The organism is Pseudomonas azerbaijanorientalis (assembly GCF_019139795.1).
Lineage (GTDB): Bacteria > Pseudomonadota > Gammaproteobacteria > Pseudomonadales > Pseudomonadaceae > Aquipseudomonas > Aquipseudomonas laurylsulfatiphila.
Genome location: NZ_CP077078.1, coordinates 902,501 through 925,104 on the forward strand (window position 1 = coordinate 902,501; position 22,604 = coordinate 925,104).

15 protein-coding genes, 2 rRNA genes and 2 pseudogenes (1 of these 19 cut by a window edge) are annotated in these 22,604 nt (G+C 60.2%); 12 read left to right on the top strand and 7 right to left on the bottom strand.

The genetic code is table 11. The features are described from left to right. From KSS91_RS03950 to KSS91_RS03975, 7 genes and pseudogenes are all read left to right on the top strand, one after another. Positions 1-1,462: ribosomal RNA gene (locus tag KSS91_RS03950) — 23S ribosomal RNA — on the top strand (it extends 1,432 nt beyond the left edge of the window). A gap of 165 nt (positions 1,463-1,627) precedes the next feature. Further along, positions 1,628-1,743, top strand: a 5S ribosomal RNA gene (rrf, locus tag KSS91_RS03955). A gap of 238 nt (positions 1,744-1,981) precedes the next feature. Continuing rightward, positions 1,982-5,431 carry an exodeoxyribonuclease V subunit gamma gene (recC, locus tag KSS91_RS03960; RefSeq protein ID WP_217837120.1) on the top strand — a complete coding sequence of 1,150 codons (3,450 nt, stop codon included), beginning with the start codon at positions 1,982-1,984 and terminating at the stop codon, positions 5,429-5,431. Continuing rightward, on the top strand, positions 5,431-9,120 hold the full coding sequence (recB, locus tag KSS91_RS03965; RefSeq protein WP_217837121.1) for an exodeoxyribonuclease V subunit beta: 3,690 nt from the start codon (positions 5,431-5,433) through the stop codon (positions 9,118-9,120). The genes recC and recB overlap by 1 nt, the downstream gene beginning before the upstream one ends. Next, complete coding sequence (recD, locus tag KSS91_RS03970) at positions 9,117-11,219, top strand: exodeoxyribonuclease V subunit alpha (protein ID WP_217837122.1); 2,103 nt, start codon at positions 9,117-9,119, stop codon at positions 11,217-11,219. Before recB ends, recD begins: the two co-directional genes overlap by 4 nt. A gap of 146 nt (positions 11,220-11,365) precedes the next feature. Further along, a pseudogene (locus tag KSS91_RS28700) lies at positions 11,366-11,431 on the top strand (OmpA family protein); the annotation flags it as partial. Between the two features lie 267 nt (positions 11,432-11,698). Beyond that, entirely contained in the window at positions 11,699-13,243 is a 1,545-nt protein-coding gene (locus tag KSS91_RS03975) for a class I SAM-dependent methyltransferase (protein ID WP_217837123.1), read from the top strand. A 100-nt stretch (positions 13,244-13,343) separates the two neighbouring features. On the opposite strand, the pseudogene KSS91_RS03980 reads toward KSS91_RS03975, so the two are convergent. Then, positions 13,344-13,481, bottom strand: a pseudogene (locus KSS91_RS03980) (LysR family transcriptional regulator); the annotation flags it as partial. Between the two features lie 183 nt (positions 13,482-13,664). Between KSS91_RS03980 and KSS91_RS03985 the strand changes: the two are divergent. Beyond that, entirely contained in the window at positions 13,665-14,225 is a 561-nt protein-coding gene (locus KSS91_RS03985; protein WP_225923720.1) for a hypothetical protein, read from the top strand. A 47-nt stretch (positions 14,226-14,272) separates the two neighbouring features. On the opposite strand, the gene KSS91_RS03990 is transcribed toward KSS91_RS03985, so the two are convergent. Next, positions 14,273-15,220, bottom strand: a complete 948-nt coding sequence (locus KSS91_RS03990; protein WP_007973226.1) for a LysR family transcriptional regulator — start codon at positions 15,218-15,220, stop codon at positions 14,273-14,275. 150 nt (positions 15,221-15,370) lie between these two features. Between KSS91_RS03990 and KSS91_RS03995 the strand changes: the two genes are divergently transcribed. Further along, positions 15,371-16,897 (top strand): CoA-acylating methylmalonate-semialdehyde dehydrogenase, encoded by a 1,527-nt coding sequence (locus KSS91_RS03995; RefSeq protein ID WP_015093354.1) that lies wholly within the window; start codon positions 15,371-15,373, stop codon positions 16,895-16,897. Positions 16,898-16,907: 10 nt separating this feature from the next. After that, positions 16,908-17,795, top strand: coding sequence for a 3-hydroxyisobutyrate dehydrogenase (gene mmsB / locus KSS91_RS04000; RefSeq protein WP_126049136.1), 888 nt, complete (start codon positions 16,908-16,910; stop codon positions 17,793-17,795). Between the two features lie 165 nt (positions 17,796-17,960). Here mmsB and KSS91_RS04005 read toward each other — a convergent pair whose 3' ends face one another. The 4 genes from KSS91_RS04005 to KSS91_RS04020 form a co-directional block, all read right to left on the bottom strand. Next, positions 17,961-18,305, bottom strand: a complete 345-nt coding sequence (locus KSS91_RS04005; protein WP_007900627.1) for a cupin domain-containing protein — start codon at positions 18,303-18,305, stop codon at positions 17,961-17,963. Between the two features lie 106 nt (positions 18,306-18,411). After that, the gene (locus KSS91_RS04010; RefSeq protein ID WP_217837124.1) at positions 18,412-18,783 is read right to left on the bottom strand and encodes a MerR family transcriptional regulator; all 372 of its coding nucleotides are present in this window, start codon (positions 18,781-18,783) and stop codon (positions 18,412-18,414) included. A gap of 49 nt (positions 18,784-18,832) precedes the next feature. Further along, the gene (locus tag KSS91_RS04015; protein WP_095965982.1) at positions 18,833-19,411 is read right to left on the bottom strand and encodes an NAD(P)H-dependent oxidoreductase; all 579 of its coding nucleotides are present in this window, start codon (positions 19,409-19,411) and stop codon (positions 18,833-18,835) included. Positions 19,412-19,453: 42 nt separating this feature from the next. Further along, positions 19,454-20,338, bottom strand: coding sequence for a LysR family transcriptional regulator (locus KSS91_RS04020; protein WP_217838361.1), 885 nt, complete (start codon positions 20,336-20,338; stop codon positions 19,454-19,456). A 215-nt stretch (positions 20,339-20,553) separates the two neighbouring features. Here KSS91_RS04020 and KSS91_RS04025 point away from each other — a divergent pair, with 215 nt between their 5' ends. Continuing rightward, positions 20,554-21,318, top strand: coding sequence for a sulfite exporter TauE/SafE family protein (locus KSS91_RS04025; RefSeq protein WP_217837125.1), 765 nt, complete (start codon positions 20,554-20,556; stop codon positions 21,316-21,318). Here KSS91_RS04025 and KSS91_RS04030 read toward each other — a convergent pair. Beyond that, positions 21,308-21,622 carry a putative quinol monooxygenase gene (locus tag KSS91_RS04030; RefSeq protein WP_015093360.1) on the bottom strand — a complete coding sequence of 105 codons (315 nt, stop codon included), beginning with the start codon at positions 21,620-21,622 and terminating at the stop codon, positions 21,308-21,310. The genes KSS91_RS04025 and KSS91_RS04030 overlap by 11 nt on opposite strands. A gap of 163 nt (positions 21,623-21,785) precedes the next feature. Between KSS91_RS04030 and mdaB the strand changes: the two genes are divergently transcribed. Further along, on the top strand, positions 21,786-22,376 hold the full coding sequence (mdaB, locus tag KSS91_RS04035) for an NADPH:quinone oxidoreductase MdaB (protein ID WP_217837126.1): 591 nt from the start codon (positions 21,786-21,788) through the stop codon (positions 22,374-22,376). The last annotated feature ends 228 nt before the right edge of the window (positions 22,377-22,604 follow it).

Here is a 22,604-nt window from a genome sequence, read left to right on the forward strand (position 1 = left end):
CAGCTTGGCGTTGGTTGTCCAAGTTTAAGGTGGTAGGCTGAGATCTTAGGTAAATCCGGGATCTTAAGGCCGAGAGCTGATGACGAGTTACCCTTTGGGTGACGAAGTGGTTGATGCCATGCTTCCAAGAAAAGCTTCTAAGCTTCAGATAACCAGGAACCGTACCCCAAACCGACACAGGTGGTTGGGTAGAGAATACCAAGGCGCTTGAGAGAACTCGGGTGAAGGAACTAGGCAAAATGGCACCGTAACTTCGGGAGAAGGTGCGCCGGTGAGGGTGAAGGACTTGCTCCGTAAGCCCACGCCGGTCGAAGATACCAGGCCGCTGCGACTGTTTATTAAAAACACAGCACTCTGCAAACACGAAAGTGGACGTATAGGGTGTGACGCCTGCCCGGTGCCGGAAGGTTAATTGATGGGGTTAGCTAACGCGAAGCTCTTGATCGAAGCCCCGGTAAACGGCGGCCGTAACTATAACGGTCCTAAGGTAGCGAAATTCCTTGTCGGGTAAGTTCCGACCTGCACGAATGGCGTAACGATGGCGGCGCTGTCTCCACCCGAGACTCAGTGAAATTGAAATCGCTGTGAAGATGCAGTGTATCCGCGGCTAGACGGAAAGACCCCGTGAACCTTTACTATAGCTTTGCACTGGACTTTGAATTTGCTTGTGTAGGATAGGTGGGAGGCTTTGAAGCGTGGACGCCAGTTCGCGTGGAGCCATCCTTGAAATACCACCCTGGCAACTTTGAGGTTCTAACTCAGGTCCGTTATCCGGATCGAGGACAGTGTATGGTGGGTAGTTTGACTGGGGCGGTCTCCTCCTAAAGAGTAACGGAGGAGTACGAAGGTGCGCTCAGACCGGTCGGAAATCGGTCGTAGAGTATAAAGGCAAAAGCGCGCTTGACTGCGAGACAGACACGTCGAGCAGGTACGAAAGTAGGTCTTAGTGATCCGGTGGTTCTGTATGGAAGGGCCATCGCTCAACGGATAAAAGGTACTCCGGGGATAACAGGCTGATACCGCCCAAGAGTTCATATCGACGGCGGTGTTTGGCACCTCGATGTCGGCTCATCACATCCTGGGGCTGAAGCCGGTCCCAAGGGTATGGCTGTTCGCCATTTAAAGTGGTACGCGAGCTGGGTTTAGAACGTCGTGAGACAGTTCGGTCCCTATCTGCCGTGGACGTTTGAGATTTGAGAGGGGCTGCTCCTAGTACGAGAGGACCGGAGTGGACGAACCTCTGGTGTTCCGGTTGTCACGCCAGTGGCATTGCCGGGTAGCTATGTTCGGAAAAGATAACCGCTGAAAGCATCTAAGCGGGAAACTTGCCTCAAGATGAGATCTCACTGGGACCTTGAGTCCCCTGAAGGGCCGTCGAAGACTACGACGTTGATAGGTTGGGTGTGTAAGCGCTGTGAGGCGTTGAGCTAACCAATACTAATTGCCCGTGAGGCTTGACCATATAACACCCAAGCAATTTGCGTCGGCTCTCTAATCCAGAGCAACCAGATTGCGGTGTGTGAAGACGAAACGAACCGAAAGTTCGAAAGACTCACAAAACACCCAGCTGTCACATACCCAATTTGCTGAAGCGAGGCCAACTGGCCACGACTCAGTACCCGAATTTCTTGACGACCATAGAGCGTTGGAACCACCTGATCCCATCCCGAACTCAGAAGTGAAACGATGCATCGCCGATGGTAGTGTGGGGTTTCCCCATGTGAGAGTAGGTCATCGTCAAGATTAAATTCCGAAACCCCTATCTGCGTATGCAGGTAGGGGTTTTGTTTTTGCGCCTCCATACACCTCAAGCGCTGTTCCCTGTAGGAGCGAGCCTGCTCCGGGCGGCGTTCCGACGAAGAACTTCAGCGCACCGCGTTACCCCAGACAACCCGCGTCATCGTTGACGACCTTCGCGAGCGAGCTCGCTCCTACAAATGCTAAAGTCGCCCCTCGAATTTGCATTTTCCAAGGAAGCCTTATGCCGGACGCGACGTCCCTCAGTGCTGGATTCATGGTGGTTCACGGCAATCGCCTGGACGAGTTGCGCAGCCTGGTGGTCAGCTGGATGCGGCGCTACCCGCTGGCTCCCCTGGAGAATGAAATCGCGTTGGTGCAAAGCAATGGCATTGCCCAATGGCTGAAGCTGGCACTGGCGGAAGATGCCGAAGAAGACGACATGGGCGGCTGTGGTATCGCCGCGGCCATCGACGTGCAGTTGCCCGGCAGTTTCATGTGGCAGCTCTATCGCATGGTCCTTGGGCGCGATGAAATTCCGGCCAAGTCCCTGCTCGATAAAGCTCCGCTGACCTGGCGATTGATGCGCCTGCTGCCGCAGTTGATCAACCAGCCACACTTCGAGCCGCTGCAGCGCTTCCTGACCCATGACACCGATCTGCGCAAACGCTATCAATTGGCTGAGCGTCTGGCGGACCTGTTCGACCAGTACCAGGTCTATCGGGCTGACTGGCTTGAAGACTGGGCAGAAGGTCGACATCAGACAAGAAGCGCCAGGGGCGAGGCCAAAGCCCTGACGCCGGCCAATTGCTGGCAGGCAGAGTTATGGCGTGCACTCTTGCTGGATGTCGGAGAGCAAGGCATGGCGCAAAGCCGTGCCGGGGTTCATCAGCGATTCGTCGAGCGCATCAACAACCTCGAAACAGCTCCCCAGGGATTGCCCTCGCGAGTGATCGTTTTCGGGATTTCTTCGCTGCCTGCCCAAGCCCTGGAAGCACTGGCGGGGCTGGCACGATTCAGTCAGGTCCTGCTGTGCGTACATAACCCGTGTCGTCACCATTGGGCGGACATCGTCGCCGATAAAGACCTGTTGCGGCATCAATACAAGCGACAGGCCCGCAAGAGCGGCATGCCGGTAGTGATCGATCCGCAAACCCTGCACCAGCATGCTCACCCGCTGCTGGCTGCCTGGGGTAAACAGGGGCGGGACTATATCAACCTGCTCGACAGTTACGACGATCCCAACAGCTATCGCTCCGCATTTCGTGACGGGCGCATCGACCTGTTCAGTGACGGTCAGCCGCTGAATGTGCTCAACCAGTTGCAGGATGACATCCTCGAGTTGCGTCCCCTCAACGAGACTCGGGAGCGCTGGCCGGCCATCGATCTGCAGACGGACGAATCGATCCGTTTTCACATTGCCCACAGCGCCCAGCGAGAAGTCGAGATTCTCCACGATCAACTGCTCGCGCGCTTCAGTGCCGATCCGGCATTGCGCCCCCGGGACATCATCGTCATGGTCCCGGACATCGACAGCTACGCCCCGCACATTCGTGCCGTGTTTGGCCAGCTCGACCGTCAGGACCCGCGCTTCATTCCGTTTACGCTGGCTGACCAGGGCCAGCGTGGTCGCGATCCACTGCTGATTGCTGTGGAGCACCTGCTCAAGCTGCCTGACAGCCGATTCCCCGTCAGTGAGATTCTCGATCTGCTGGACGTCCCGGCACTGCGCGCCCGCTTTGGTGTCGAGGAGCGTGACCTGCCGACCCTGCACCGCTGGATCGAAGGTGCCGGCATTCGCTGGGGCATGAATGCCGAGCAACGTGCCGGACTCGGGCTGCCCAATGAACTGGAGCAAAACAGCTGGCGTTTCGGCTTGCGACGGATGTTGCTCGGTTATGCCGTTGGCAGCGCCGATGCCTATGAGGGTATCGAGCCCTACGACGAGATCGGTGGTCTGGACGCTGCGCTCATTGGTCCGCTGGTTGCGCTGCTGGACGCGCTGGAAGTGGCTCACCATGAACTCTCTCAGCCTGCACCGCCGCGGCAATGGGGCTTGCGCTTGCAGGCGTTGGTGCAGTTGTTCTTCCTCGCCAGCAACGAACACGATGACTACTTGCTGGCTCAGCTCGAAGAACTGCGTGAGACCTGGCTCGAGACCTGCGAATCCGTCGGCTTGCAGGACGAGTTGCCGCTGACGGTCGTCCGTGAAGCCTGGCTTGCAGGCCTGGACCAGGGCCGTTTGTCCCAACGCTTTCTGGCCGGTGCGGTGAACTTCTGCACCTTGATGCCCATGCGTGCTATCCCGTTCAAGCTGGTCTGCCTGCTGGGCATGAATGACGGCGATTATCCGCGTGCTCAACCGCCGCTGGATTTCGATCTGATGGGCAGTGATTACCGGCCAGGTGATCGCTCCCGACGCGAAGATGACCGTTACCTGCTACTGGAGGCCTTGTTGTCGGCTCGCGATCAGCTCTACATCAGTTGGGTGGGCCGCAGCATCCGCGACAATAGCGAGAGGCCGGCGTCGGTATTGATCGGCCAGTTGCGTGACCACCTGGCCAGCGGTTGGCGATTGGCACAAAGTGGCGAGGATCTGCTTGAAGCCATGACCCGGGAACACCCCTTGCAGCCTTTCAGCGCCCGCTACTTTCACGAAGGGGATGAGTCGTTCAGCTACGCCACCGAATGGCAGGTCCTTCATCAAGCGGCAGAGCAACAGGCGAGCGCCGAAGTGCTTGAGGCTCACGTTCAGGACGAACCCCTCAGCCTCGGTCAGCTGCAGGATTTCCTGCGCAATCCGGTACGGCACTTTTTCAGCCAGCGACTGAAAGTCTTCTTCGAGGCGGCTGAAGTGCCGTTGGGCGATGAAGAGCCTTTTGTCCTGGATGCACTGCAGCGTTACAGCCTCAGCGATCGTTTGCTCGAAGCGGCGCTGGCAGATCCGGGAAATACCGGACAGGCACTAGAGGATCAGGCCAAACGCCTGCAAAACAGCGGGCTGCTGCCCATGGCCGGTTTCGGTGAGTGCCTGCAACGTGAATTGATCGAACCATTGCCCGACTTGCTGCAACGCCACCAACAGCTCCTGGCTTTGTGGCCGACACCGCTCAGCAGTGCGTTGCCCGTCAATCTTGAACTGCAAGGCCTGCACGTCGAGGGCTGGCTCAGCGGTCTGCATCAGCGCGCTGATGGTGGTTTGCTGTCTGTCACGACGATCCCCAACAGTATCGGCTCGATCAAATCGCGCAAATGGCATCGACTGACGCGCCCGTGGCTCACGCATCTGGTGGCCTGTGCCAGTGGCATGACGTTGACCACTGCACTGGTGGCCAGCGACGACAGCCTGTTGCTCGCACCGATGGACGAGTCCACGGCACGGAAAATTCTCGGTGACCTGTTGATGGCCTGGCAGTCGGGTATGCGCCAGCCTCTGCCGATCGCGGTCAAGACCGCCTTTGCGTGGCTGGGGCAAACCGACCCGGTCAAAGCCACGGCCGTTGCGCGCAAGGCCTATGAAGGGGACGGGCAGACGACGGACGGAGAGCGACGCGAAAGTCCGGCACTTGCACGCCAGTTCGCCGATTACGATGCCCTGAGCGCCGATGAAACCTTCCCCGACTGGTGTGATGCGCTCTATCGCCCGCTGCTTGAAGCACCCTGGCGTTCACTGTCCAGCGAGGAGTCGCGTTGATGAGTACAAAGACACCTCTGGCCCTGGCCTTCCCGCTGCGTGGCAGTCAACTGATCGAAGCCAGCGCGGGGACCGGCAAGACCTTCACCATTTCCGCGCTGTACCTGCGCCTGGTGCTGGGCAATGGCGGGGAAGGCAGGGGCTTCGGACGCGAACTGTTGCCGCCGCAAATCCTCGTCGTGACCTTTACCGACGCCGCTACTAAAGAATTGCGCGAACGCATTCGCACGCGACTCGCCGAGGCCGCACGCTTTTTCCGCGATGAAACGCCTGCCCCCGACAGCCTGATTGCCGAGCTGCGTGATCAGTACTTGCCCGAGCAATGGCCCGGTTGTGCAAACCGCCTGGATATCGCCGCCCAATGGATGGACGAGGCGGCAGTGTCGACTATCCACAGTTGGTGCCAGCGCATGTTGCGCGAGCACGCCTTCGACAGCGGCAGCCTGTTTACCCAGACCCTGGAAACCGACCACAGCGACTTGCTGGGGGAAGTCCTGCGCGATTACTGGCGGCTGTTCTGCTACCCGATGCAAGGTGATGCGCTGAATTGGGTGCGCAGCAATTGGGGCGGTCCGGCGGCGCTGCTGCCGCGGATTCGTGCGCTGTTTGCCAGTGAGCGCGATACGCTTCAAGGCAAAGAGCCCGCCGAGATAATTTCGCAATGCTTGCAAGAGCGACGGGCTGCCCTGATCGAACTGAAAAAGCCCTGGCCGCAGTGGTCGGACGAGTTGCTTGCCATCTGCCACCAGGGCGTTGCCAGCAAGGCTGTCGACGGTCGCAAGATGCAGGCACGCTATTTCGAGCCCTGGTTCGAAAAAATCAAAGCCTGGGCCGAAGACGAATCTCTCGAGCAACTGGATATCGGCACCGGTTTCACGCGTCTGACCCCTGATGGCATGGCCGAAGCCTGGAAGGGCGAAGCGCCTCGACATCCGGGGCTCGATGCGATGGCCGGTCTCAAGGCCTGTCTTGACGGGTTGCCAGCGCCCGATGCCGCCGTGCTGCAACATGCCGCCCGCTGGGTCGGGGCACGATTCGAAGAAGAGAAACGCCGTCGTGCGGAAATGGGCTTCGACGACATGTTGCTGCGCCTTGATGCGGCCTTGCAGTCCGATGGCGGCGAGCGCCTGGCCACCCTGATTCGTGAACAGTTTCCGGTCGCCCTTATCGATGAGTTCCAGGACACCGACCCGGTGCAATACCGGATCTTCGAGAGCATCTACCGCATTGAAGAGAACAGCCCCGAGTGCGGCCTGTTCCTGATCGGCGACCCGAAACAGGCGATCTACGCTTTTCGCGGGGCCGACATCCATACCTACCTGCGCGCCCGCCAGGCCACCACCGGCCGCCTGCACACCTTGGGCACCAACTTCCGCTCAAGCCATGGCATGGTCAACGCGGTGAACCATGTGTTCGAGCGTGCCGAAGCACGGGAGTCGGGACGGGGCGCATTCCTCTTTCGGGAACCGAATGGCGCCAACCCGGTTCCGTTCATGCCGGTGGCCTCCCAGGGCCGCAAAGAAGTGCTGCATATAAATAATCAGCCTGTCCCGGCCTTGAATATCTGGCACTTGGCGGCCGAACAACCGTTGTCCGGTGCGGTGTACCGGCAACATCTGGCGGCGGCCTGCGCCAGTGAAATCACGGCATTGCTCAATGGCGGGCAGCAGGGGCAAGCGGGATTCACCCAGGACGGCAAAGCCTTCAGGGGCCTGCTGCCGGCGGACATCGCCATCCTGGTGCGCGATGGCAAGGAAGCGCAGGCGGTGCGTGGCGAATTGGCTGCACGGGGCGTGCGCAGTGTCTACCTGTCGGACAAGGACTCGGTGTTCGCCGCCCAGGAGGCGCATGACGTGCTGACCTGGCTCAAGGCCTGCGCCGAGCCGGATGTCGAGCGCCCGCTGCGGGCCGCGTTGGCCAGCATCACCTTGAACCTTTCGTTGACCGAGCTGGAGCGCTTGAATCAGGACGAATTGGCCTGGGAGTCCCGGGTCATGCAGTTCCGTGGCTATCGCGAAGTCTGGCGCAAGCAGGGTGTTTTGCCGATGCTGCGCCGTTTGCTGCACGACTTCCGCCTGCCCCAGGCGTTGATCGCCCGCAGTGACGGCGAGCGGGTCTTGACGAACCTCCTGCACCTGTCCGAATTGCTGCAACAGGCCGCCGCCGAACTCGATGGCGAACAAGCGCTGATCCGGCATTTGTCCGAGCATCTGGCGTTGTCGGGGCAGGCAGGCGAGGAGCAGATTCTGCGTCTGGAAAGTGATGAACAACTGGTCAAGGTCGTGACCATCCACAAGTCCAAAGGCCTTGAATACCCCTTGGTGTTCCTGCCGTTCATCTGTTCGGCGAAACCGGTGGATGGCAGCCGCCTGCCGTTGCACTACCACGATGAATCAGGCAATGCCCAGGTCACGTTGAAGCCGACGCCAGAATTGATTGCCCTGGCCGACGATGAGCGTCTGGCTGAGGATCTGCGCTTGCTCTATGTCGCCCTGACCCGGGCGCAGCACGCCTGCTGGCTGGGGGTGGCTGACCTCAAGCGCGGCAACAACAATGGTTCGGTGCTGCATCTGTCGGCCTTGGGTTATCTGTTGGGCGGCGGTGCACCATTGGCCGACTCCCCGGCGTTGCAGCAGTGGTTGCGTGACCTGCAACAGAACTGCCCGGCGCTGGCCTATGCCCAGATGCCTGACGCGACAACAGAGCATTACCAGCCACCGCAAAACGACGCGGCGCTGCTGGCTCCGCTGATCCCCAAACGCAAGGCCAGTGAAAACTGGTGGATCGCCTCTTACAGCGCATTGCGCATTAGCGACACCCTGAGTGTCGGCACGGACGAGGCGCCGGAGAGTCCACAGGCGCAAAAACTGTTCGATGACGAACGTCTCGACCCGCAGGCTCCCAGGGAAGTGGTGGCCAGCGGCGGCGATATCCATCGCTTCCCACGCGGCCCGAACCCCGGCACCTTCCTCCATGGTCTGCTCGAATGGGCGGGGGGCGAGGGGTTTGCCGCGGCACCCCAGGAGGTGATCGACGCTATTGCCCGTCGCTGCAATCGCCGAGGCTGGGAGGGCTGGATCACCACGCTGAGTGACTGGCTGCAGCATCTGCTCAAGTCGCCGTTGCAACTGGGGGCCGATCAGGTGCCGGTGATATTCGGGCAGTTGACGCAATATCAGGTCGAGATGGAATTCTGGTTCGCCAGCCATAAGGTCGATGTACTCAAGCTTGATGCGCTGGTGTGCCAGTACACCCATGACGGCGTGGCCCGGGTGGCCGCCGAACCGGTGCTGCTCAACGGCATGTTCAAGGGCTTCATCGACCTGACGTTCGAGCACAACGGCCGCTATTACGTTGCCGACTACAAATCCAACTGGCTTGGCGCTGATGATGCGTCCTACACCGTGCCGGCCATGGAGCAGTCGATTCTCGACAACCGCTATGACCTGCAATACGTGTTGTACCTGTTGGCCCTGCATCGCCAGCTCAAGGCGCGGCTCGCCGATTACGACTACGACCGGCATGTCGGCGGTGCGTTGTACCTGTTCCTGCGGGGGACGCGTGCGGCCAGCCAGGGTGTGTTTTTCACCCGTCCGCCAAGAGAACTGATCGAGCGTCTGGACAGGCTGTTCCAGGGCAAGCCAGAGCCCAAGGCCGAACCCGCCTGGGAACAGGGAGTACTGTTATGAATCGCTCATTCGCCGATTTGCTGCCGACATCGCTGGCAGCCGAAAGCCTGGCCGATCTGGCGCCGCTGAGTCGTGCCGACGACTTGCTGTTGCTGCTCACGCGCTGGGTCGAACGAGGCTGGTTGCGCGCGCTGGACAAAGCCTTTGTAGCGTTTCTGCATGAACTGGCGCCAGAGGATGATCCGTTGGTCTTGCTGGCAGCCGCGTTGACCAGCCACCAGTTGGGCCACGGGCATGTCTGCCTCGACCTGTTCGAGACACTGAAAGAGCCGGACTTCGCCCTGTCATTACCACCCGAAGGTGATGTGCAAGGCGGCGCCATGCTTTTGCCGTCGCAATTGCTCGGATCGCTGGACGGTGCTCATTGGTGCAAGGTGCTGGCCGCCAGCAACCTGGTCGCACTGGCCGCCGACAGCCGTGACAACGTGCGTGACCGACCTTTGGTGTTGTCGGGTAAACGCTTGTACCTGCGCCGCTATTGGGCCTACGAGCGGCGGATCGACCTTTCGCTGCGCGAGCGTCTGGCGGAGCACGAGTCCACGCCGAACGACCTGCTCCAGCGCCTCACCGGCTTGTTTGGGCCTGCCCGGCCGGGTGAAGTGATCGACTGGCAGAAGCTCGCCTGCGCCCTGGCGACGCGCAGCGCCTTCAGCATCGTGACGGGGGGGCCGGGAACCGGCAAGACCACCACCGTCGTGCGCTTGCTGGCGTTGCTCCAGGCGCCGGCGGTCGAGGCCGGCATGCCATTGCGCATTCGCCTCGCCGCACCGACCGGCAAGGCCGCGGCGCGTCTGACAGAGTCCATCAGTCAGCAAGTCCGGACCCTGAAGGTCAGCGAAGCCATACGCGAGAAAATCCCGTCGGATGTCACCACCGTTCACCGTCTGCTGGGCAGCCGGCCCGGGACACGTCATTTCCGGCACCACGCGGGCAATCGCCTGCCGCTGGATGTGCTGGTGGTGGACGAGGCCTCGATGATCGACCTGGAAATGATGGCCAATCTGCTCGACGCCTTGCCGGCCCATGCACGCCTCGTGCTGTTGGGTGACAAGGATCAGTTGGCTTCGGTAGAAGCCGGTGCGGTACTGGGGGATCTGTGTCGTGACGCGGAGGCTGGCTGGTACAGCCCGCAGACACGCCAGTGGCTGGAAGTCGTCAGCGGCGAAAGCCTGCAGGCCGGCGGATTGCAGGAGGATACGCAGGGCGCTCATCCACTGGCCCAACAGGTGGTGATGTTGCGCCATTCCCGGCGATTCGGTGAGGGCAGTGGCATTGGTCAGCTCGCTCGTTGGGTCAACCAGCAGCAACCGGAAGAAGCCCGCAAGTTGTTGTCTGCGCGAAGCCATGACGATGTGTATGGCTTGTCCCTCAAGGGCGAGCAAGACCGGACCCTGGAGCGTTTGCTGCTCGAAGGCCATGGTGAGGGGCCGCAGGGTTATCGGCATTACCTGACCTTGCTGCGCAAACACCGGCCGCCACTCGACAGCCCGCTGGACGATTCGAGCTGGACCGACTGGGCCCGGGAGGTGTTGCAAGCCTTTGACGCGTTCCAGCTGTTATGTGCCGTGCGCAAGGGGCCGTGGGGTGTGGAGGGTCTGAACCAGCGAGTGACGGAGGCGTTGCTCAGGGCACGCCTGATCGACAGCGACCAGCAGTGGTACGAAGGTCGCCCCGTGCTGATGACTCGCAACGATTACGGGCTGGGCTTGATGAACGGCGATATTGGCATCGCCCTCAAACTCCCGGAGCAGGAGGGCCACGGAAAACAGGTTTTGCGTGTGGCGTTCCCACGCAATGACGGTCAGGGCGGCGTGCGATTTGTCCTGCCAAGCCGTCTGAATGATGTCGAAACCGTGTACGCCATGACTGTGCATAAATCCCAAGGCTCGGAGTTCGCGCACACCGCGTTGATTCTTCCTGACGCCTTGAATCCGGTCCTCACCAAGGAATTGATCTACACCGGGATTACCCGGGCCAAGGATTGGTTCACCCTGATCGAATCGCGCGCAGGCGTATTTGAAGAGGCGGTGAAACGCCGGGTCAAGCGCTTGAGCGGGCTGATGCTGGAACTGAAGGACGGCAGTGAGCCGATAGGCTGAAAGGTCAGTGAGCGATTGTAGGAAGTTGCCAGAGGCGGCGTAGTACGTGGCCTCGCTGGCATTTCCTCGCTGTGCTGTCGTTGCGGCATCCTTTCGCTTCGGTCCAAGAGTATCCCTGCATGAAGGTGGCTGTCAGGATGACAGAGCGCGTCGGCAAGGCGCTGCTCGGTGTGGGTATCGAGCGAGAGCGGGTCGATGGCCACACCGACGCACCGAGAATCGCCGGGTCGCCATCGGCGTTAGCTCCGACTAATTGGAGAGCGGCTCTTGGTGAGCTGGATATGCGGACGCGCTAGCCTCCCTCATGCAAGCCAAGGGCGTCCCTATCGTTCACGCTCAATCTGTACCATCTGTGGCCGCAACGGCTACAGCCTGGCGTGGACACGAAAAGTTGTTCACACGTTTTTTATTGCTTGTAGTGCGCAAGAGCTACCCCTTATAAGAGCAACTTTTCACTCTCGAAATAAAGGGAAACAAGCATGAGCGACGCCTGGAACGAAGGGTATTTTACGGACGAGGGCTACACCTACAGCTACAGCCGGGAAATCAATCCAGTCTTCCAGCGCTATTGCTTGTTGTTGCGCGGTTTTTCCAGTCTTGAGACGACCGATGGCTATCACTGCGAATTGGGATTTGGCCAGGGTGTCTCGATCAATATCCATGCCGCCGCCAACCCAGGGTCCTACATAGGTACGGATTTCCACCCAGGCCAGGCAGCCCATGCCAATGCACTGGCGACTGCCTGGAACAGCGATGCGCGGCTGTATGACGACAGCTTCGAGCAACTGCTTGCCCGCGACGACTTGCCACAATTCGACAGCATCAGCCTGCATGGCATCTGGACCTGGGTCAGCCGCGACAACCAGAAACTGATCGTCGAGTTCGCCCGTCGTCACCTCAAACCCGGTGGCCTGCTGTACATAAGCTACAACTGCTTCCCCGGCTGGTCGCCGTCGGCGCCCTTGCGTCATCTGTTCAGGCTGCACGACCGCTTCGCCACGAACACCAGCGTTCGCCCGGACCAGCGTATCGAGGCCGCACTGCAATTCTCCGAAACGCTGCTGGCGGCCAACCCCAACTACGCCAGCGCGGTACCGAACCTGAACGACAAGCTCCAGGGCATCAAAGGCCAGGATCGCCAGTACGTCGCCCATGAATACTTCAACCGCGACTGGAACTGCATGTATTTCACCGACGTGGTCGATGCCCTGGCCCCTGCCAAACTCGACTACGCCACGACGGCTGTCCCTCTGGACTCGGTGGCCCCGCTCAACTTGAGCGCAGAAGGCATGGACTTCCTGGAAGGAATCGAGCACCCGGTCATGCGTGAACAAGCGCGCGACTACTTCGTCAACCAGCATTTCCGTCGAGATCTGTACGTGCGCGGCGCCAACCGACTGTCCGCCGCTGAACAGCGCCAGGGTATGTACAACACGCGCTTTGTCCTGTTGCAGGCGGCAGAAAGCATATCTGACACCGTCAGGGGGCCTGCCGGCGAAGCGACGCTGCAGGCAGAGGTCTATGGCCCCGTACTCGAAGCGCTGACGGCCAACGCCTATGCACCGAAAACGTTGCGCCAGTTGGCCGTGGCCGTGCCCTCGATGCCTTATGACGATCTGGTGCAGGCCATCACCGTATTGATCGGGATGGGCGCTGCAGCACCGTGCCAGAGCGAAGTGGCCGAGAAACTGGTGCAGGCGCGCTGCAACACCCTCAATCTGCAGCTTTGCAAACGTGCGCTGCTCAGTAACAAAATCCAGGTCCTGGCCAGTCCGGTAACGGGCGGCGGCGTGCCGGTCAGCCGCTTCCAGCTGCTGTTCCTGATATCCATCAAGCAAGGCAGAAAACATCCGGCTGAATGGGCACAGCTGGCGTGGGGCGTTCTCGCCGAACAAGGCGAAGTCCTCATCAAGGACAATCAGCCGTTGACCACAGCTGAGGAGAATATCGCCGAACTGACTGAGCAGGCCGAAGCGTTTGCCGAGCAATCGCTGGTGGTTCTCAAGGCGTTGAACATCGTTTGACCGACAGATGGGGGGGCAGACGCCCCCATCATGGGAGCCCTCGCGTGGGCTTTAACCTGCTGACCTCATTACGGTGCCGCTACCTGATTCCTTCAAATCTTCAGTCGGCAAACAACATCTCCCGGCTTTCGCCCATCAGCAGGCCCTGATTCTGCTCGGTGACCTGGCGGATGTAATCCCACAACAGGGTGATCCGCTTGAGCTTGCGCAGATCCTCCCGGCAGAACATCCATAACTGCAAGTAGCTCAGGTCAACCCAATGAATGCAGGGACCATTCTATCCACACATTCGCGCTCGAAGGACTGAGCCAGAGAATTTCCAGACACCGTATCAGGTGTCGAGCTAACTGTTCTGGCTGGTGGCGTAGTGCTACTATCGGTGATCTCTTTGGTACTTTTTGCAATTAAAAGGACTTTTCGAATGACCTACCTTCGCTTGCTTTTAGCTTCAGCCCTGATTGCTCTTTGCACTGGCTGTGCCTCGCCTGCTCAAATTTCCGGCATGTCAGTATCGGGTGATCAGGCCAAGGCAAACACCTATGACTCCCAGCTGCGAAACAATGTACGGCTTTCTGAGGTGAATGGTGGAGATAAAACCAACCCTCTGTGGACTTCCGAAATCGATGCCCCCGACTTCGGCGCTGCACTCAAGCAATCGCTCGTCAATGCTGATTTGCTTGGCGACGAGTCAGCCCCTTTCGCTCTGCGTGCCAACCTGCTGCGCGTTGACCAGCCTATATTCGGGCTGGATTTTGAAGTGATCAGTGAAGTTGAATACACCTTGATTGAGTCAGGCGCTAACAAGGTCATCCTGCGTGAAATTATCCGGACCCCTTTTACAGCTGGCATGGGTGATTCGGTTATAGGAATCAAGCGACTACGCTTGGCCAATGAGGGATCCGCTCGGGTAAACATCATTGCTATGCTCAAGCGCCTCAGTGATCTGAAAATCGAAGCCAAACAAGTTTCGTTAAAGAACTGAGGCAGTAAGGTCGTACCAGTGGCCTTTGAGGATCTGACAGACAATCCCTAATCGGCAAACAACATCTCCCGGCTTTCGCCCATCAACAGGCCCTGATTCTGCTCGGTGACCTGGCGGATGTAATCCCACAACAGGGTGATCCGCTTGAGCTTCCTGAGGTCCTCCCGGCAGTACATCCAGAACTGTCGGGTGATGTTGATTTCCTGTGGCAACACCGGCAGCAGGCGCGGGTCTTGAGTGGCGAGGAAGCACGGCAGGATCGCCAGTGAGCGTCCTTGCTGCGCCGCCACGAACTGCGCGATCACGCTGGTGCTGCGCAGGTTGGCGCTGGCACCGGGCAGTACGTTGGCCAGGTACAACAGCTCCGAGCTGAACGCCAGGTCGTCGACGTAACTGATAAACGAATGTTTCGCCAGGTCTGCCGGGCGGTGGATGGCCGGGTGGTTGTCGAGATAATCCTGGGTCGCGTACAGCTGCAACCGGTAGTCGCACAGTTTGCAGCAGACGTACGGGCCATGCTCCGGACGCTCCAGGGCGATGACGATGTCGGCCTCGCGCTTGGACAGGCTGATGAAGTGCGGCAGCGGCAGGATGTCCACCGAGATCGCCGGGTAGGTGTCGACGAAGTGGCTCAACTGCGGCGTGATGAAAAAGCTGCCAAAGCCTTCGGTGCAGCCCATGCGCACATGACCGGACAGCGCCACGCCGGACCCGGAAACCTGCTCGCACGCCATGTGCAAGGTGCTTTCGATCGATTCGGCATATCCCATCAACCGCTGGCCTTCGGCAGTCAGGACAAAGCCGTTGGTCCGGGACTTCTCGAACAGCAAGGTGCCCAGCGCCGTTTCCAGCGAACTGATGCGCCGCGACACCGTGGTGTAGTCCACCGCCAGGCGCTTGGCCGCGGTGCTGGCCTTGCGGGTGCGGGCGACTTCAAGGAAAAACTTGAGGTCATCCCAGTTCAGCGAACCGAGGGAGGTGATGTTTTTTTGCATGTTGGACCGGTTTTTATGTGCGTTCTTATCAGAAGTTTGCACATCTATACTCCAAAAACAGTCCGAGAACCAATTCGCGACAAACAGCTCATCTCAGGGCGACCCTTTCGCCCTGGCTCCCAAGATAACAACAAAGATCCGGAGACTCACATGAACGCATCGCTCACGCCCAATGACACCACCGTGCAAAAGGTCAAACTGTTGATCGACGGCGAATGGGTCGAGTCCAAGTCCACCGAATGGCACGACATCGTCAACCCGGCGACCCAGCAAGTGCTGGCCAAAGTGCCGTTTGCCACCGCCGAAGAAGTCGACGCCGCCATCAGCGCCGCTCATCGTGCTTTCCAGACCTGGAAGTTGACACCCATCGGCGCGCGGATGCGCATCATGCTCAAGCTCCAGGCGCTGATTCGCGAGCACTCCAAGCGCATCGCCGCGGTCCTGAGCGCCGAGCAGGGCAAGACCATTGCCGACGCCGAAGGCGATATTTTCCGTGGCCTGGAAGTGGTCGAGCACGCCTGCTCCATCGGCAGCCTGCAAATGGGCGAATTTGCTGAAAACGTCGCCGGTGGCGTCGACACCTACACCCTGCGCCAGCCGATCGGCGTGTGCGCGGGCATTACCCCGTTCAACTTCCCGGCGATGATCCCGTTGTGGATGTTCCCGATGGCCATTGCCTGCGGTAACACCTTCGTGCTCAAGCCGTCTGAACAGGACCCGATGTCGACCATGCTCCTGGTGGAGCTGGCGATCGAGGCGGGCATTCCGGCCGGCGTGCTCAACGTCGTGCATGGCGGCAAGGATGTGGTAGACGGGCTCTGCACCCACAAGGACATCAAGGCGGTTTCCTTTGTCGGCTCGACCGCCGTCGGTACTCATGTCTATGACCTGGCCGGTAAACACGGCAAGCGCGTGCAATCGATGATGGGCGCCAAGAACCACGCCGTGGTGCTGCCGGACGCCAATCGCGAACAAGCGCTGAATGCGCTGGTGGGTGCCGGCTTCGGTGCTGCCGGTCAACGCTGCATGGCCACCTCGGTGGTGGTGCTGGTGGGTGCGGCCAAGCAATGGCTGCCGGACCTCAAGGCGCTGGCGCAAAAACTCAAGGTCAATGCCGGCAGCGAGCCGGGCACCGATGTCGGTCCAGTGATTTCGAAGAAAGCCAAGGCGCGGATTCTCGACCTGATCGAAAGCGGCATCAAGGAAGGCGCCAAGCTGGAGCTGGACGGTCGCGAAATCTCGGTTCCGGGCTACGAGAAGGGCAACTTTGTCGGCCCGACCCTGTTCTCCGGCGTGACCACCGACATGCAGATCTACACCCAGGAAATCTTCGGCCCGGTGCTGGTGGTGCTGGAAGTCGCCACCCTCGACGAGGCCATCGCCCTGGTCAACGCCAACCCGTTCGGCAACGGCACGGGCCTGTTCACCCAGAGCGGTGCGGCGGCACGTAAATTCCAGAGCGAGATCGATGTCGGCCAGGTCGGCATCAACATCCCGATCCCGGTGCCGGTCCCGTTCTTCAGCTTTACCGGCTCGCGCGGCTCCAAGCTCGGCGACCTCGGTCCGTACGGCAAGCAAGTGGTGCAGTTCTACACTCAGACCAAGACCGTCACCAGCCGCTGGTTCGACGACAACAGCGTCAACGACGGTGTGAACACCACGATCAACCTGCGATAAGGAGCCGGACATGAAAATCGCTTTTATCGGTCTGGGCAACATGGGTGCGCCGATGGCGCGCAACCTGATCAAGGCCGGCCATGCGCTGCGCCTGGTGGACCTGAACAAGGCCGTGCTGGCCGAACTGGAGCAACTGGGCGGCAGTATCAGTGCCTCGGCCCGTGAAGCGGCGGAGGGCGCCGAACTGGTCATCACCATGCTGCCTGCCGCGGTGCATGTGCGCAGTGTGTGGCTGGGTGAAAACGGTGTGCTCGCCGGTATCGGCAAAGGCGTACCGGCCGTCGATTGCAGCACCATCGATCCGCAGACCGCGCGGGACGTGGCCGCCGCCGCTGCCAAACAGGGCGTGACCATGGCCGATGCGCCAGTCTCTGGCGGTACCGGTGGTGCCGCCGCCGGGACCCTGACCTTCATGGTCGGCGCCACGCCTGAACTGTTCGCTACCCTGCAACCGGTACTGGCGCAAATGGGCCGTAACATCGTCCATTGTGGTGAGGTCGGCACCGGTCAAATCGCTAAAATCTGCAACAACCTGCTGCTGGGGATTTCCATGGTCGGCGTCAGCGAAGCCATGGCGCTGGGTGATGCCCTGGGCATCGACACCAAGGTACTGGCGGGCATCATCAACAGTTCCACCGGGCGTTGCTGGAGTTCGGAGATGTACAACCCGTGGCCGGGCATCGTCGAAACAGCACCGGCGTCGCGCGGCTACACCGGCGGCTTCGGGGCCGAACTGATGCTCAAGGATCTGGGGCTCGCCACTGAAGCGGCGCGTCAGGCGCACCAGCCGGTAGTGCTTGGCGCGGTGGCACAGCAGCTGTATCAGGCGATGAGTTTGCGTGGGGAAGGTGGGAATGACTTCTCGGCGATCATCAATAGCTATCGCAAGCCGCAATAGCAAAAACTGTGGGAGCGAGCTTGCTCGCGATGAGGTCGTTACAGTCGACATTGATGGTAACTGACCCACCGCTATCGCGAGCAAGCTCGCTCCCACAGGGTACGGCGCTTACCTAAAGACTTTTGACCGGGAGATCACGTCGGGTGATCCCCCGGTTTTTTTGTCTCAGGCAAACACGAAATATTTGCGCACGGTCTCCACCACTTCCCAGGTGCCTTTCATCCCGGGCTCGATGACAAAGATGTCCCCGGCGCGCAGGTGGATCGGCGCCATGCCTTCGGGGGTGATGATGCAGTAGCCTTCCTGGAAATGGCAGTACTCCCACTTCACATATTCCACGTACCACTTGCCCGGCGTGCAGATCCAGGTGCCCATGATCTTGCTGCCGTCTTCACTGGTGTAGGCGTTGAGGTTGACGGTGTGCGGGTCGCCTTCGAGTTTTTCCCATTTGCAGGCGTCGAGTACGGGCAGCGGGTGGGTGTCGCGAAGAACGGTAATCGGTGCGGTCATGATGACTCCGGGCAGTGGGCTCAGGAACTGAAGTCGCACCCTATAGCGCCTGTCCGTGGGTCAGTTGTCTGTGCTCGACACTGAGCTGTCCAGAAACGCACAGCCCTCAAAAACGGGTCAACGTGCAGTCGAGCCTGGATTGTTCGAGGCTGCTTTCGAACTCGACCAATTGCGCGTGCTGTTGCGACAGCGCCGCTATCCGTTCGGCGATTTCCTGTTTTTTGCTGGCGATGACCTGATGGGCCCGTTCCCATGGCAACTGCGGGCCCTGATGTCCGGCGAAGGCTGACTGTAATTCCTTGAGTCTGAAACCCAGCTGCTGCGCACATTTGATGAACATCAGCAGATCGACGCTGTGCTGGTCGTAGATGCGGTACTTGCCCTGACGTCGAGCGGCAGGCAGCAGGCCAATCGACTCGTAGTGACGGATGCTTTTGACAGTGGTTCCGGAACGTTGCGCAGCTTGGCCGATGTACATGGGAAGGTCCTTTTCTCCGAGGATAAAGCTCGGCGCATTATCGACCGACTCAAGCGCTGGCGATAGCTTCGGCCTGGCGTAACCAGGCCGCATGCCGGTCTGCGCTGGCGCCGAGAATTGGCCCGAAGGTGAGGGTTCGGGTTGGCTTGATGCCACAGAATTCCAGTGTGGTTTTACGGACCTGATGCAAGCCGGGCATGCGGTAGATCCAGCGGTAGTACCAGGGAGGTGTGTCCATCGTCACCAACAGGTGGGCGGTTCGGCCGCGCAGGAGTTTGTCGGGGAAGGCTTTGCCCTGACGATACTTGAAGGCAAAACCCGGCAAGAACACCCGGTCGAAAAAGCCCTTGAGCAAGGCCGGTACGCCACCCCACCAGATCGGATATACCAGCGTCAGTTGTTCGGCCCACAGGATGTCGGCCTGGGCGTTACGCAAGTCGGCCTCCAGCGGCTGAACCTGCTGATAGCCTTCGCGCAGCACCGGGTCAAAATCCAGGGTGCCGAGAAACAACTGACGCACCTCATGCCCGGCGCGCACGGCCGACAGTGTGTAACGCTCGGCAAGGGCGGCGCAGAAGCTGTTGCCGGACGGATGCCCGAGTATCACCAGTATTCGTTTACCCATCACCGCTGTCCCTGAAGATCAAACCTCAAGGATAAAGTCTGCCCCTCAGGGGAGAGTCAAGGCGTGCAGCAGGGCCTTGGCATAGCCGGGCAATGCGGCGAAGTCCTGTGCACAGAGCAGCAATTTGCGTTGGCCCCAGGCTTCCTGCAGGGCGAGGCTCTTGAAGGACAGGCCGCCGGACCCGCGCTCGACCGCGGCCAGCGGCACAATCGCCAGGCCTGCGCCACGGGCGACCATGCGCATCACGCCGTCGAAGCCATCGGCACGGATGCGGATCTGCATGCGCAGGCCCGCGTGTAGCGCCTGTTCTTCGAGATACACCGCCAGCGCGCTGTTGGCATTCAGGCTGACGTAGTCGTGATGCAGCGTATCGGTGAAGCTCACCGAGGTTGCCTGTGCCAGGGGATGTTCGCGGGGCATGATCAGCACCAGCGGATCATCGCGGAACGCTCGGGTCTGCAAGTCATCGGTGTCCACCGCGTCGGAAACGATGCCCAAGTCCGCCGCGCCCTGGCGCAAGGCGTGGGTGATGCGGGTGCTGGGCAGTTCCTGCAGGTCGATGTCGAGGTTGGGATGGTTGTGCAGGAAGTCCGCGAGCAACTCCGGCAGGTACTCGGTGATCGCCGTGGTATTGCACAGCAGCCGTACCTGGCCTTTGACGCCCTTGGCGTATTCGGCCAGTTCCTGTTGCAGGCGTTCGGCCTGTTGCAGCAGAACCCGGGCGTGCCGGGCCAGAGCATCGCCGGCCGGCGTCGGGCTGACCCCGCGACGGTTACGCTGAAGAAACTCGACGCCCAGTGATGCCTCCATGGCGCGAATTCGTGCGCTGGCCGCCGCGAGTGACAGATGACTGCGTGCGGCTCCGGCAGTGATGTTGCCGGAGTCGAGGATGTTCAGGTACAGGCGCAGGTCGGTCAGGTCGAAGTGCATTGTCATCCCCGGTTTATTTGCTGTCTGGACTGGCCCCTTCGCGAGCAAGCCCGCTCCCACAGTGGTTATGTGTTGTTCACAAATCTCCTGTGGGAGCGGGCTTGCCCGCGAAGAGGCCAGTGCCGCAGCAAAACAATCAGCCTCTGTCAAAGCAAGAGGCAGCCTAAGTATATGGCAGATTTTCAATCACCCCCCCGCGGGCTCACCATAGCCCCATGAACACACTCTCGGCGTTTTACCAGAACCTCGGATTTGCCCTGTCACTGTTGGTGATCGGTACCTTTGTACTGGCCGGCATGATCAAGGGCGTGATCGGCCTCGGCCTGCCAACGGTTGCCATGGGACTGCTCGGTCTGGCTATGGCGCCGTCGCAGGCAGCCGCGCTATTGATCATTCCGGCAACGCTCACCAACGTCTGGCAACTGGCATTCGGCGGGCATTTGTCCGGATTGATCAAACGACTGTGGCCGATGTTGCTGGCGATTTTCATCGGCACCGGGGCAGGCACGCTGTGGATCGGCATGAGCGCTGGCCATTGGGTGGTGCGAGGGTTGGGCGCTGCGTTGTTGCTGTATGCGCTGAGCGGATTGTGCCTGCCGACCTTGCGCGTAGGACCCCAGCGTGAACGCTGGCTCGGTCCGCTGTGCGGCCTGCTGACCGGCGTCATCACTTCGGCCACCGGCGTGTTTGTGATTCCGGCGGTGCCCTATCTGCAAGCGCTGGGTTTGAGCCGGGACGAACTGGTGCAGGCGCTGGGCCTGTCGTTCACCGTCTCGACCCTGGCCCTGGCCGGTGGCTTGCTATGGCGCGGCGCGCTCGGCGGGGGCGAGTTGAGCGCCTCGCTGCTGGCGCTGATCCCGGCCATGCTCGGCATGTGGTTGGGACAATCGCTGCGCCAGCGGATCAGCGCCTTGTGGTTCAAGCGCGTGTTTTTCGTTGGCCTGGGTGTACTTGGCGGCCATTTGCTGTTCAGCGGCTAGCGGACGACGGGCTGATCATGTCGATGGCGCGGATGTCGAAGTCTCGTTCCAGATATTCATCGCGCTGCTCGAGGAATTGCTTCATGTGCGGCAGGTTCGAGTGCACGTCCAGATGGGCCTGGGACTGCCAGATCTCGTAGAAGATGAACAGGGTCGGGTCCTGTTTATCGCGCAGCATGTGGTATTCGATGCAACCGGGTTCGGCGCGGCTTGCTTGCACGTAGCCGCTGAAAAACGCTTCGAAGGCGTCGGATTTTTCCGGACGGGTCTTGGCGTGCAGGATGAAGCCCTGGATTTCACTCATCTACATCTCTCCTCAGGTCAGAATGGGCGCCAGTCTAAGGCAATAATCGACTACTGATTCGTGCTTGTAGGTCAAATGACTTTTGCCAAATCGCCGCTTATTCCGCGCGAGGCCGATCGGTACTCTGCCGCCATCGAATTCCCGACCCTTACCGAGACCTTCCATGAAAAAAGTCCTGTTGCTCAACGGCGGCAAACAATTTGCGCACTCCGACGGCCGCTACAACACCACCCTGCATGAAGCCGCGTTGAGCGTGCTGGATCGCGGTGGTATGGATATCAAAACCACCTTCATCGGCGAGGGCTACGACGTCGCCGAAGAAGTGGCCAAGTTTCTCTGGGCCGACGTGATCATTTACCAGATGCCCGGCTGGTGGATGGGCGCGCCGTGGACCGTGAAGAAGTACATCGATGAAGTCTTCACCGAAGGTCATGGCAGCCTCTACGCCAGCGACGGCCGCACCCGTTCCGACGCCTCGCAGAAATACGGCAGCGGCGGCCTGATCCACGGCAAGCAATACATGTTGTCGCTGACCTGGAACGCCCCGCAGCAAGCCTTCGACGACCCGAGCGATTTCTTCGAAGCCAAAGGTGTGGACGCGGTTTACTTCCCGTTCCACAAGGCCAACGAGTTCCTGGGCATGACCGGTTTGCCGACGTTCCTGTGCGTAGATGTGATGAAGCGCCCGAACATCGAAGGCGACGTGGCGCGTTATGAGCAGCATTTGATTGAGGTGTTTGGCCTGAAGGCGTGACTGTTTCGGGCTACTATCGATTATTTGAGTCCGGCACCGTTCCTGTGGCGAGGGGGCCTTTGTGGCGAGGGGGCTTGCCCCCGTTCGGCGGCGAAGCCGTCGTAAAGTCGCTTGACGCGTGACTTCCTGAGCCACCGCGTTAGTGGGTTGTGGGTCCGCTTCGCGGACCAACGGGGGCAAGCCCCCTCGCCACAATGGTTCCTCACAACTCAAAAGAAGCGGCGCAGG

What these genes read in the sequence shown, in the direction of transcription:
- recB (WP_217837121.1), top strand. Translation starts at nt 5,431, where the DNA reads ATGAGTACAAAGACACCTCTGGCCCTGGCCTTCCCGCTGCGTGGCAGT.
- KSS91_RS03985 (WP_225923720.1), top strand. Translation starts at nt 13,665, where the DNA reads ATGACCTACCTTCGCTTGCTTTTAGCTTCAGCCCTGATTGCTCTTTGC.
- KSS91_RS03975 (WP_217837123.1), top strand. Translation starts at nt 11,699, where the DNA reads ATGAGCGACGCCTGGAACGAAGGGTATTTTACGGACGAGGGCTACACC.
- recC (WP_217837120.1), top strand. Translation starts at nt 1,982, where the DNA reads ATGCCGGACGCGACGTCCCTCAGTGCTGGATTCATGGTGGTTCACGGC.
- KSS91_RS04025 (WP_217837125.1), top strand. Translation starts at nt 20,554, where the DNA reads ATGAACACACTCTCGGCGTTTTACCAGAACCTCGGATTTGCCCTGTCA.
- recD (WP_217837122.1), top strand. Translation starts at nt 9,117, where the DNA reads ATGAATCGCTCATTCGCCGATTTGCTGCCGACATCGCTGGCAGCCGAA.
- mmsB (WP_126049136.1), top strand. Translation starts at nt 16,908, where the DNA reads ATGAAAATCGCTTTTATCGGTCTGGGCAACATGGGTGCGCCGATGGCG.
- KSS91_RS04010 (WP_217837124.1), bottom strand. Translation starts at nt 18,783, where the DNA reads ATGTACATCGGCCAAGCTGCGCAACGTTCCGGAACCACTGTCAAAAGC.
- KSS91_RS04020 (WP_217838361.1), bottom strand. Translation starts at nt 20,338, where the DNA reads ATGCACTTCGACCTGACCGACCTGCGCCTGTACCTGAACATCCTCGAC.
- KSS91_RS03990 (WP_007973226.1), bottom strand. Translation starts at nt 15,220, where the DNA reads ATGCAAAAAAACATCACCTCCCTCGGTTCGCTGAACTGGGATGACCTC.
- mdaB (WP_217837126.1), top strand. Translation starts at nt 21,786, where the DNA reads ATGAAAAAAGTCCTGTTGCTCAACGGCGGCAAACAATTTGCGCACTCC.
- KSS91_RS04005 (WP_007900627.1), bottom strand. Translation starts at nt 18,305, where the DNA reads ATGACCGCACCGATTACCGTTCTTCGCGACACCCACCCGCTGCCCGTA.
- KSS91_RS04030 (WP_015093360.1), bottom strand. Translation starts at nt 21,622, where the DNA reads ATGAGTGAAATCCAGGGCTTCATCCTGCACGCCAAGACCCGTCCGGAA.
- KSS91_RS03995 (WP_015093354.1), top strand. Translation starts at nt 15,371, where the DNA reads ATGAACGCATCGCTCACGCCCAATGACACCACCGTGCAAAAGGTCAAA.